Annotated in this window: 8 protein-coding genes and 2 rRNA genes (1 of these 10 cut by a window edge); all 10 read right to left on the bottom strand. The window is 66.2% G+C overall.

All coding sequences use genetic code 11. The features are described from left to right. Positions 1–73 precede the first annotated feature (73 nt). The gene (locus tag RHA1_RS04465; RefSeq protein ID WP_009473600.1) at positions 74–1,024 is read right to left on the bottom strand and encodes a copper transporter; all 951 of its coding nucleotides are present in this window, start codon (positions 1,022–1,024) and stop codon (positions 74–76) included. Continuing rightward, positions 1,021–2,205 (bottom strand): putative cytokinetic ring protein SteA, encoded by a 1,185-nt coding sequence (gene steA / locus RHA1_RS04470; RefSeq protein ID WP_009473601.1) that lies wholly within the window; start codon positions 2,203–2,205, stop codon positions 1,021–1,023. Before steA ends, RHA1_RS04465 begins: the two co-directional genes overlap by 4 nt. Positions 2,206–2,315: 110 nt before the next feature. After that, the gene (recN, locus tag RHA1_RS04475) at positions 2,316–4,088 is read right to left on the bottom strand and encodes a DNA repair protein RecN (RefSeq protein ID WP_011594132.1); all 1,773 of its coding nucleotides are present in this window, start codon (positions 4,086–4,088) and stop codon (positions 2,316–2,318) included. A 2-nt stretch (positions 4,089–4,090) separates the two neighbouring features. Next, a complete protein-coding gene (locus tag RHA1_RS04480; protein ID WP_009473603.1) occupies positions 4,091–5,053 on the bottom strand; it encodes an NAD kinase in 963 nt (320 codons plus the stop codon). After that, positions 5,050–5,880: a TlyA family RNA methyltransferase gene (locus RHA1_RS04485; RefSeq protein WP_029538186.1), complete on the bottom strand. Its 831-nt coding sequence runs from the start codon at positions 5,878–5,880 to the stop codon at positions 5,050–5,052. The genes RHA1_RS04480 and RHA1_RS04485 overlap by 4 nt, the downstream gene beginning before the upstream one ends. 1 nt (position 5,881) lies before the next feature. Then, complete coding sequence (locus RHA1_RS49310) at positions 5,882–6,109, bottom strand: hypothetical protein (protein WP_050787244.1); 228 nt, start codon at positions 6,107–6,109, stop codon at positions 5,882–5,884. A gap of 77 nt (positions 6,110–6,186) precedes the next feature. Continuing rightward, positions 6,187–7,182: an HAD-IIA family hydrolase gene (locus tag RHA1_RS04490; protein WP_011594134.1), complete on the bottom strand. Its 996-nt coding sequence runs from the start codon at positions 7,180–7,182 to the stop codon at positions 6,187–6,189. After that, complete coding sequence (locus RHA1_RS45785; protein WP_011594135.1) at positions 7,179–8,147, bottom strand: tetratricopeptide repeat protein; 969 nt, start codon at positions 8,145–8,147, stop codon at positions 7,179–7,181. The genes RHA1_RS04490 and RHA1_RS45785 overlap by 4 nt, the downstream gene beginning before the upstream one ends. Before the next feature lie 60 nt (positions 8,148–8,207). Next, positions 8,208–8,324, bottom strand: a 5S ribosomal RNA gene (gene rrf, locus RHA1_RS04500). 131 nt (positions 8,325–8,455) lie between these two features. Continuing rightward, a 23S ribosomal RNA gene (locus tag RHA1_RS04505) occupies positions 8,456–10,444 on the bottom strand (it continues 1,147 nt past the right edge of the window).

The raw sequence follows: 10,444 nt of genomic DNA on the forward strand, positions 1-10,444 counted from the left end.
GACTTCACGGTAACACCTTGTCGTACGTCCCGGAAACAACGCGCCGCGATTGACCGCCCCGATGTGACGCGCGCTACGCCGGGGTGGCCCCGACGGTGACCCCGGTCGTGCCGGGCCCGGTGCCGTACCGGCCGGCGCCGCCGTTCAGTTGCTCCTGCAGGGCCAGCGGAACGGTGATCTTGCCCGCTTCCCGGTCGATGTTGTCGATCGTCGTGAGCGCCGCGGAGAGGGCCGCGTCGGCCCGCGCCACGGCGACCGCGCCGTTGCCCTGTGCCGACGCCGGACGCCCGGCGAGAACCGCCCCGGCACCGCGCGCATCCAGCGCGCCCGCGAACCGGGCCACCACCGCACCACGGTTGCCGCTGACGCCGTCCTCCACGTCGCGGTCGCCGGTCAGCACCACCGCGACCTGTGCCGGTTGGACCGCACCGTCGTCGTAACTGACGAATCCGGCACCCCGGAGGGTCTCGAGAGCGAGCGCCATCTCCTGTGCGGAACTCTGCGGCTGGCCCGTTTCCTTGCCGAGCATCAGGACCGAGCCGAGCAGGTCGCCTGCGAGGCTGCCCTGGTCGACGGCCCCGGTCTTCAGCGTGACACCCGCAGGGATCACGTTGTTGACGACCGTCCGCAGCCGGTCACCGCCCGTCGCGTCCACGAACGAATCGGTCAACGACACCCGGCCGGTCACCGACCCGCCGGCCTGCGCGATCATGCGGTTGACCCCGTCGAGGTCGGCGGGGTCGGCATCCGGGGTCGTCACGACCATCACGGTGCGTTGCGCGAGAGAGTCGGCCACCACGCGGCCGCCCACGGCGGAATCGAAGCCGTCCGCCGAGTTCAGCTGCTCGGTCAGCTGGTTGTTGCGTTCGTTCGCCTTCTCCACGTCGGTCTGCAGGTCGGCCTTGTCGTCGCGCAGCCCCGACACGAGACCGCTCGACAACAGGCCGGAACCCATCACCACGCCGATTGCCAGAGCCAGGAAGATCGCCGCTATGGAAATGGCATGGTGACGCAGAGAAATCACTTGAAGAACCCCTGAACCCACAACGCGAAGCTGTTCCACGTCGTGACGGCCCAGTCCAATGCCTCACCACCGATGTTCGACACCACCAGGGCCACGATCACCGCAACCAGTGCGGCCAGCACCAGCAGCGCGATCGCGCCGCCCGACACCCGGCTCCGGTACAGGGTCGCCACGGCCTTCGCGTCCACCAGTTTCGGCCCGACCTTCAGCCGGGTCATGAACGCCGACGGGTTGCTGTCGCGGCGGCCGCGGTCGAAGAACTCGTCGAGGGAGACGGTGCTCCCGACCGTGACGATCAGCGACGCGCCATGATGATCGGCCAGCAGTAGTGCCAGGTCGGACGGGGACCCTGACGCGGGGAACGTCATCGCTCCGATGCCGAGGTCCTGGATCCGTGACAGACCGGGTGCGTGACCGTCCTGGTCGGCGGGGAGAACCACCTCGGCGCCCGACTTCAACGTGGCGCTCGTGATGTCCTCGGGGTCACCGACGATGAGGTCGGGGCGATAGCCCGCCGACTTGAGGACGTCGGCGCCTGCCCCGACGCCGATGAGGATCGGCGAGTACTCCTTGATGAACGGCTTGAGGTTCTTCAGGTCGGACGCGTGGTCCGGTCCGTCGGACACGATCACGACGTGCCGTTCCTTCATGTCGACGTCGACGTCGGGGACGCCGACTCCATCGATCAGCAGCGGACTTTCGGTGCGGATGAACTCGATGGTGTTGCCGGAGAACGCCTCGAGGTGGTCGACCAGACCGGTCTTCGCCTCGATCATCCGGTCGGAGATCTCCGCCTCGGTCTGTTCCTCGCCCTTCGCAATGCGCCGTTCCCCGGAGTAGACACCTCCCCCGTTCACCCGGACCTTGCTGCCGTCCTTGATGCTCTTGAAGATCTCGGTGCCGGCCGAATCCACCAGGAGGATCCCGTTGGCGACGATCACCTCCGGTCCGAGGTTGGGATAGCGCCCCGAGATGGAGGGCGACGCGTTGATCACTGCGAGAACGCCGGCCTTCACCAGGGCGTCCGCGGTCCCGCGATCGAGGTCGAGCTCGTCGAGAACGACGATGTCACCGGGTCCGACGCGTCGCAGCAACTTGGCCGTGTTGCGATCCACCCTGGCGATGCCGCTGACCCCAGGCAAAGTTTCGGTGTTACGTGACAGCAGTGCCGGCATCTTCATGAGTTCGATGATGGACCGGAAGCCGGACCGACCTGTGGAGGCGCGCCGAACCGTTTACCACATCAGTCACACCATTACCACGGGTGCGGCCGGCGGTCCGCCGGGCCGGTTCAGACGGAACGCTCGGCGTTGGCGGTGGCCAACAGTTCCTCCGCGTGGGCGCGGCCGGTCTCGGTGTCGTCGAGTCCGGCGAGCATGCGCGCCAGTTCCACCACCCGCTCGTCGTCGGTGAGCGTGTGCACACCACTGCTGACGACGCCGTCCGCGTCGTCGACTTTGTCGACCACCAGGTGGGTGTCCGCGAACGCCGCGACCTGCGGCAGGTGCGTCACGACGATGACCTGGTGTGTCCGGGCGAGCCGGGCGAGTCGCCGGCCGATCTCGACCGCGGCCCGACCGCCGACGCCGGCGTCGACCTCGTCGAACACCATCGTCGCGCCGGAGTCGGATCCGGCGAGGACCACCTCGAGGGCCAGCATCACGCGCGAGAGTTCACCGCCGGACGCGCTCTTGCTGATGGGCAGCGACTGTGCGCCGCTGTGCGCCGACAGCCGGAATTCCACTTCGTCGACGCCGGACGATCCCGCGTGCAGTTCCGTCCCGTCGATGGTGAGCGGTGCCGTGTCCTGAGGTCCGGCGATCCGGGGCCGGACCGACACCTCCAGCGCGGCCCGGCCCATCGCCAGACCTGCGAGTTCGGAACTGACGGCCTTGGCGAGCTTGGCCGCGGCCTTGACGCGGGCGGCGGTCAGCTTCGACGCGGCCTCCGCGGTGGACGCCGCCGACTCCTCGACCTGCTTCGTCAGCGCCGCCAATGCATCGGAGGACACGTCAATCTTCTCGAGCCGCGCACGGGCGTTGCCTGCCCATTCCAGTACGCCGTCGACGTCGGCAGCGTACTTGCGGGTGAGGTTCTTCAGTTCCGCCTGACGCGACAGCAAGGAGTCCAGCGCCCCCGGATCCGCGGGAAGTCCGGCGAGATACGTGGTCAGGTCGGCGGAGACGTCCGTGATCACCGCGATCGCGTCGGCGAGGCGCGATCCGAGCCCGTCCAGTTCGGGGTCGGTGGCCGATTCGATCCGGGCCCGCGCCTCGGACAACAGATCCAAGGCGGGTGCGCCGACTCCGTCGCCGTCCATGTCGTCGCCGCCGGCGAGCGCGGCGTGCGCTTCCTCGGCCGCAGAGCGCAGCGAGTCGAGTTCACTGAGCCTGCGCACCTCCGACACGATCGACTCGTCCTCGCCCGGGGTGGGCGCGACGCCGTCGATCTCGTTGAGGGCGAACGTCAGTTGGTCGGCTTCCTGCGCGAGTTCCCGGGTGCGCCCGGTGCGTTCGATCAGTTCGGTTCGCGCGGTCACCCATTCGTCGCGGTGCTTGCGGTACCGCGCCAGCAGCGGGCCGACCGTCTTGTCCGCGAACCTGTCCAGGGCGGCGCATTGCTGGTCGGGGCGCAGCAGCCGCAGCTGATCGTTCTGTCCGTGGACGGTGAGCAGTGGATCGGTGAACTCGGACAGCACGCCCGCCGGAACGCTGCGCCCGCCCAGGTGGGCGCGGGACCGTCCGTCGCTGCCGACGGTCCGCACCGCGATGATGGTGCCGTCCTCGTCGCGCTCGGCGCCGGTCGATTCGAGGAGCCGGGACACGGCACGTTCGACATGCTCCGAGCCCTCGTCCGTCAAGAACCGGCCCTCGACGACGGCACGGGGCGCGCCGAGACGCACCCGGCCCGCGTCTGCCCGCGCACCGCTGAGCAGGTGCAGGCTCGTCACCACCATCGTCTTGCCCGCACCGGTCTCACCGGTGAGCACCGTCAAACCTTCGTGGAATTGCGCCGACGCCTCGGAGATCACACCGAGGTTGTCGATCCTGATCTCTGCCAGCACGTCTAGGGCTTCCTTCCTCGCCACCCGGTGACGGGCAGCTCGAACTTTCGCACCATCCGGTCCGCGAACGGCGCCGAATCCAGCCGTATCCACCGAACGGGTTCCTTGCCACGCACCACTTCGACGCGGGCGCCCGCGGGCAGCTCGAGGGTCCGGCGACCGTCGCAGAACACCAGACCGTCGTGGCTGCCCGCCACCGTTTCCACCGCGATCAGCGAATTCGGGCTCGTCACGAGCGGGCGCGCGAACAGCGCGTGCGCGTTGCTCGGGACCACGAGCAGGGCCTCCAGCTCCGGCCACACCACGGGGCCGCCTGCCGAGAACGCGTACGCCGTCGACCCCGTCGGGGTGGAGATGAGGACGCCGTCACAGCCGAAGGCCGACACGGGGCGGCCGTCCACCTCGAGCACCACCTCGAGCACACCGAGCCGGGACCGGTTCTCGATGCTCGCCTCGTTGAGTGCCCAGCCGCGTTCGATGATCTCGTCGTCCACGCGGACCAGCACGTCCAGCGTCATTCGGTGTTCGATGCGGTATTCACGACGCACCACCTGGGCGAGCGCCTCGTCGAGGTGCTCGGCCTCCGTTTCCGCGAGGAACCCGATGCGGCCCAGGTTGATGCCCAGAACCGGAATGGAGGCGGCCTGGGCGAGTTCCGCTGCCCGCAGGAACGTTCCGTCGCCGCCGAGGACGAGCACCATCTCGCAACCGAGGGCGGCATCGGGGCCGGCCTGCACGATAGTGACTTCCAGCCCGGGGACCAGGAATTCGTCGGCGGCCATGCCGTCCATCGGTTCGATGCGGGTGCTGTCGACCTCGTCGACGAGGACGCGCAGTCCGATTCCGGCCCGTTCGAAGATCTTGCCGACGCGTCTCGCGGTCTCCGTGATCTCGGCGCGGCCCGGGTGCGCGACGAGCAGGATCTCCCGCTCGCGTTGCTGGGTGCCGCTGCTTCCCCCGCTCACTGTGGTCCCTCCTGCACCGCGGTGCGGATCAACTCTTCTATCGACTCGACCGGTACATCATCCGTCCCGGGTGTGACATCCGCGCGGAGCCACAGGAAGTACTCGACGTTCCCCGACGGCCCCGGCAGCGGACTGGCCACTGCACCGACGGTACGCAGTCCCAGCGACGCTGCCGTCTTCGCGACATCCAGTACCGCGGCGACGCGCAACTCCGGGTCACGCACCACACCACCGGAGCCCACGTGGTCCTTGCCGACCTCGAACTGCGGCTTCACCATCGGAATCAGATCTGCGCCGTCCGCCACGCAGCCGACGAACGCCGGGAGGACGAGCTTCAGGGAGATGAACGAGAGGTCCGCGACCACCAGATCGACCGGGCCGCCGATCTGCTCGGCGTCGATGGAACGCACGTTGGTCCGGTCGATGACGTGGACGCGGTCGTCGGATTGGAGCCGCCACACCAACTGGCCGTAGCCGACGTCCACCGCCACCACCTCCCGCGCGCCGTGGTGAAGCAGCACATCGGTGAAGCCGCCGGTGGACGCGCCTGCGTCGAGGCAGCGCTTGGCCTCGACCTCGAGTCCGCGGGGGCCGAACGCCTCGAGCGCACCCAGGAGTTTGTGGGCTCCGCGCGATGCCCAGGACACTTCGTTGTCGACCTCGACCACCCGCAGCGGAGTTCCCGCTTCGATTGCGGTGGCGGGTTTGGTCGCTGCCGCTCCCGAGATCAGTACTCGGCCGGAGGCGATGAGTTCTTGCGCGTGTTCGCGGGACCGGGCCAGTCCCCGCCGAACGAGTTCGGCATCCACCCGTGCTCGACGGGCCACGTCAGATCTTGTCCACGGTGGCCAGCGCCTCCACCAGCACGTCGTGCGCCTTCTCGAGAAGATGGGCTTTGCGTGGGATGACTCCGACGCCGTGCTCGTCGTCAGGATCCGGTTCGACGGCTCCGAGCCGCGACAACAATCCATCGACCTCCGAGTGGATCTTCTCGGGGTCGACACTCTGAGGAGGCCCAGGTAGATGGGCTCCCGGGCGCGGTATTGGCGTGCTCATCGGGCACAACGCTAGTCCATCGGGTTCCGATACGCATACAGCGAATCGCGTGACGAACAACGCGGGTCTGCCGGGTTTCAGGCACCCCAGCCGGAGGCGACCGCGCTCACCGCGGGCGTCGTCGACGTGATTCGCGCGAAGCCGGGGAACTTCCAGGCGGCGACGGCCACGGCCCGCAGCAGGGCGGCCGAATCCACCCGCGCGGCGGAATCGATGGTCGGTTCGATCACCAGGTCTGTGCCGTCGAACTCGACGGACCAGCGGCTGTCCTCACCGATGAGGGATTCCTCGGCGGGGCGGTTGAGCGCGTCCAGTTCGGACGCCAGATAGGTGGGCCGTTGCTCCGGGGCCGCACGCAGCACGTCGACCGCGGTGCTCACTCCGGTGAGCACCAAGAGCGAGTCGAGACCGACGTTGTTGGCGCCTTCGATGTCGGTGTCCAACCTGTCGCCCACGACGAGCGGGCGCGCGCAACCACTGCGGCGCATCGCGTCCTCCATCAGCGGCGCGGCCGGTTTACCCGCCACGAGTGGTTCGCGGGACGACGCCGTGCGTAGCGCCGCGACCATCGATCCGTTGCCGAGGACGAGGCCGCGTTCGGTGGGGAGGGTCGAGTCCAGGTTCGCCGCCACCCAGACCGCGTCGGCCCGGATCGCGAGGGTCGCCTCGGCGAGTATCGCCCAGTCCGTCGTCGGCGAATGTCCTTGGACGACAGCCGCGGGCGCGTCCTCGAACGACCGCACCGGGCGCAGTCCGACGTTCCGCACTTCGCCGGCGAGCGCTTCGGTGCCCACAATCAGGACCGGCGAATCGGGGGCGACGTTCTCCGCGAGCAGCCTGGCCGCGGACTGGGAACTCGTCACCACTGTCGACTCGTCGGCGTCGAACCCGAGTTCGGTCAGGTGTTCCGCGACCTCGCCCGGGCTGCGACTGGCGTTGTTGGTCACGTAGTAGCAGGACTGCTCCCCGGCCGCCAAAGCCTCTCGCGCACCGGGGATTTCCTGCGGCCCCTGATACAGGGTGCCGTCGAGGTCGAGCAGCAGGGCGTCGTAGCCGTCGCGCAGAACCGTCACTGATCGTCTCCGGTCAGCTCGGCCACACGCTCCTCCGCGTCGGTGTCACCCTCGAGATCCGCGGCGGCGGAATTGAGGAACCACTTCAGTCCGTCCTCGATGCGGCCGGCCGCCACCAAGGCGTCCGCATACGCGTAGAACAGGCGAGCGGCACCGGGGCCGGTCCGCGAAGCGTCGAGATCGGGGGTCTGCAACGTGACCACGGCCTGGTCGAACTGACCGAGGTCCATGCGCGCTCCGGCGACGACCATGCGCAGCTCGGCTGCCTCGTCACCGGACAGCGCAGCAGCTTCCTCGCTCCGACCGAGTTCGATCGCACGCTCCGGGCGGCCGAGTCCGCGTTCGCAGTCCGCCATGACCGCGAGCAGCCCGGGACCACCGGCCATGCGACGAGCGGCGCGCAACTCCGACAGCGCCTCGGCCCATTCGCCGGCGTGGTACGCGGTGATACCCGCGGCCTCACGCACGATGGCGATGCGGCCCGCACGCTGACGCGCGGCGCGGGCATGCGCGAGCGCAAGTCGCGGATCGTCGTCGACCAGCTTGCCTGCCATCACCAGGTGACGCGCAACCGTGTTCGCGTTCGTCTTGTCCAGGCTCAGCAGGTCGCGGCGTACCGCGGGATCGAGCTCGCCGGCCTCGACGTTCTCGGGCAGATCCGGTTCGTCCGGACGCGCCTGCTGCCGCTGCGGACGGTCACCTTCACGTCCACGGGGCGCGAAACCGCCCTCGCCGCCACGACGGGGTCCCCCACCGCGACGATCGCCACCGGCCCCGCCACGGTTGTCGCGCGAATCGCGACGGGGGCCACCGGTCGAGCCACCCCGACCCGAACCGCCGGCGCCGCCCCGATTGCTGTTGGAGGCGCCGCCTCGATTGCTGTTGGAGGCGCCGCCTCGATTGCTGTTGGAGGCGCCGCCTCCGCGGAAGGACCGACGTCCGTCGTCACTCTCCGACACAGTCATTCCTTTCACACAAACCACGAAAGGGGACCCAGTATATTGGGTCCCCTTTCGGTAACGGATGTTCGGCGGTGTCCTACTCTCCCACACCCTGTCGGGTGCAGTACCATCGGCGCTGGAGGGCTTAGCTTCCGGGTTCGGAATGGGACCGGGCGTTTCCCCTCCGCTATGGCCGCCGTAACTCTATGAAACTGTCACACGGAACATCAGCGAAGACACACATCACCATTGGTGGTGGGGGTGTGCTTCTTTCTTCTGTTCTGAAACGTGTGTGTTGTTTCAGATACTGCACAGTGGACGCGTAGCTTCTTTGTGGTAAGTCCTCGGCCTATTAGTACCAGTCACCTGCATCCGTTACCGGACTTCCAGTTCTGGCCTATCAACCCGGTGGTCTGCCGGGGGCCTTACCCCCTCGAGGGGGTGAGAAACCTCATCTTGGAACAGGCTTCCCGCTTAGATGCTTTCAGCGGTTATCCCTTCCGAACGTAGCTAACCAGCGGTGCTCCTGGTGGAACAACTGGCACACCAGAGGTTCGTCCGTCCCGGTCCTCTCGTACTAGGGACAGCCTTCCTCAAGTTTCTAACGCGCGCGGCGGATAGAGACCGAACTGTCTCACGACGTTCTAAACCCAGCTCGCGTGCCGCTTTAATGGGCGAACAGCCCAACCCTTGGGACCTACTCCAGCCCCAGGATGCGACGAGCCGACATCGAGGTGCCAAACCATCCCGTCGATATGGACTCTTGGGGAAGATCAGCCTGTTATCCCCGGGGTACCTTTTATCCGTTGAGCGACACCGCTTCCACTTGCCGGTGCCGGATCACTAGTCCCGACTTTCGTCCCTGCTCGACCTGTCAGTCTCACAGTCAAGCTCCCTTGTGCACTTGCACTCGACACCTGATTGCCAACCAGGCTGAGGGAACCTTTGGGCGCCTCCGTTACATTTTGGGAGGCAACCGCCCCAGTTAAACTACCCACCAGGCACTGTCCCTGAACCAGATCATGGTCCGAGGTTAGAGGTCCAATACGATCAGAGTGGTATTTCAACAACGACTCCACACTCACTGGCGTGAGCGCTTCACAGTCTCCCACCTATCCTACACAAACCGAACCGAACACCAATACCAAGCTGTAGTGAAGGTCCCGGGGTCTTTTCGTCCTGCCGCGCGTAACGAGCATCTTTACTCGTAATGCAATTTCGCCGAGTCTATGGTTGAGACAGCTGAGAAGTCGTTACGCCATTCGTGCAGGTCGGAACTTACCCGACAAGGAATTTCGCTACCTTAGGATGGTTATAGTTACCACCGCCGTTTACTGGGGCTTAAATTCTCAGCTTCGCCACCGAAGTGGCTAACCGGTCCTCTTAACCTTCCAGCACCGGGCAGGCGTCAGTCCGTATACATCGTCTTACGACTTCGCACGGACCTGTGTTTTTAGTAAACAGTCGCTTCTCACTGGTCTCTGCGGCCCCACCCAGCTCACACTGCAAGAGTGATCACCGGACGAGGCCCCCCTTCTCCCGAAGTTACGGGGGCATTTTGCCGAGTTCCTTAACCATAGTTATCTCGATCGCCTTAGTATTCTCTACCTGACCACCTGTGTCGGTTTGGGGTACGGGCCGTGTGAAAGCTCGCTAGAGGCTTTTCTCGGCAGCATAGGATCACTGAATTCGCCTCATTCGGCTATGCGTCACCTCTCAGGCTTGATGAACGGCGGATTTGCCTACCATTCGCCCTACAGGCTTACACCAGTATTACCACTGACTGGCTCAGCTACCTTCCTGCGTCACCCCATCGCTTGGCTACTACCAGATCAGGTCCCATGCATCCACATCCAGGGCCCCCGAAGGGGCGTAAGGACGCTTCAGGATGGTTAGTATCACTGATTCACCAGGGGCGCGTTCACACGGGTACGGGAATATCAACCCGTTGTCCATCGGCTACGCCTGTCGGCCTCGTCTTAGGTCCCGACTCACCCTGGGCGGATTAACCTGGCCCAGGAACCCTTGGTCATTCGGCGGACGAGTTTCTCACTCGTCTTTCGCTACTCATGCCTGCATTCTCACTCGTGTGGCCTCCACGGCTGGGTCACCCCGCCGCTTCCATGGCCACACGACGCTCCCCTACCCATCCACACCACTGCCCAAGACTCCGCAGAATCAAGGGGGTGCATTGTGTGAATGCCGCAGCTTCGGTGGTGTACTTGAGCCCCGCTACATTGTCGGCGCAGGATCACTTGACCAGTGAGCTATTACGCACTCTTTCAAGGGTGGCTGCTTCTAAGCCAACCTCCTGGTTGTCT

Source organism: Rhodococcus jostii RHA1 (genome assembly GCF_000014565.1).
Lineage (GTDB): Bacteria > Actinomycetota > Actinomycetes > Mycobacteriales > Mycobacteriaceae > Rhodococcus_F > Rhodococcus_F jostii_A.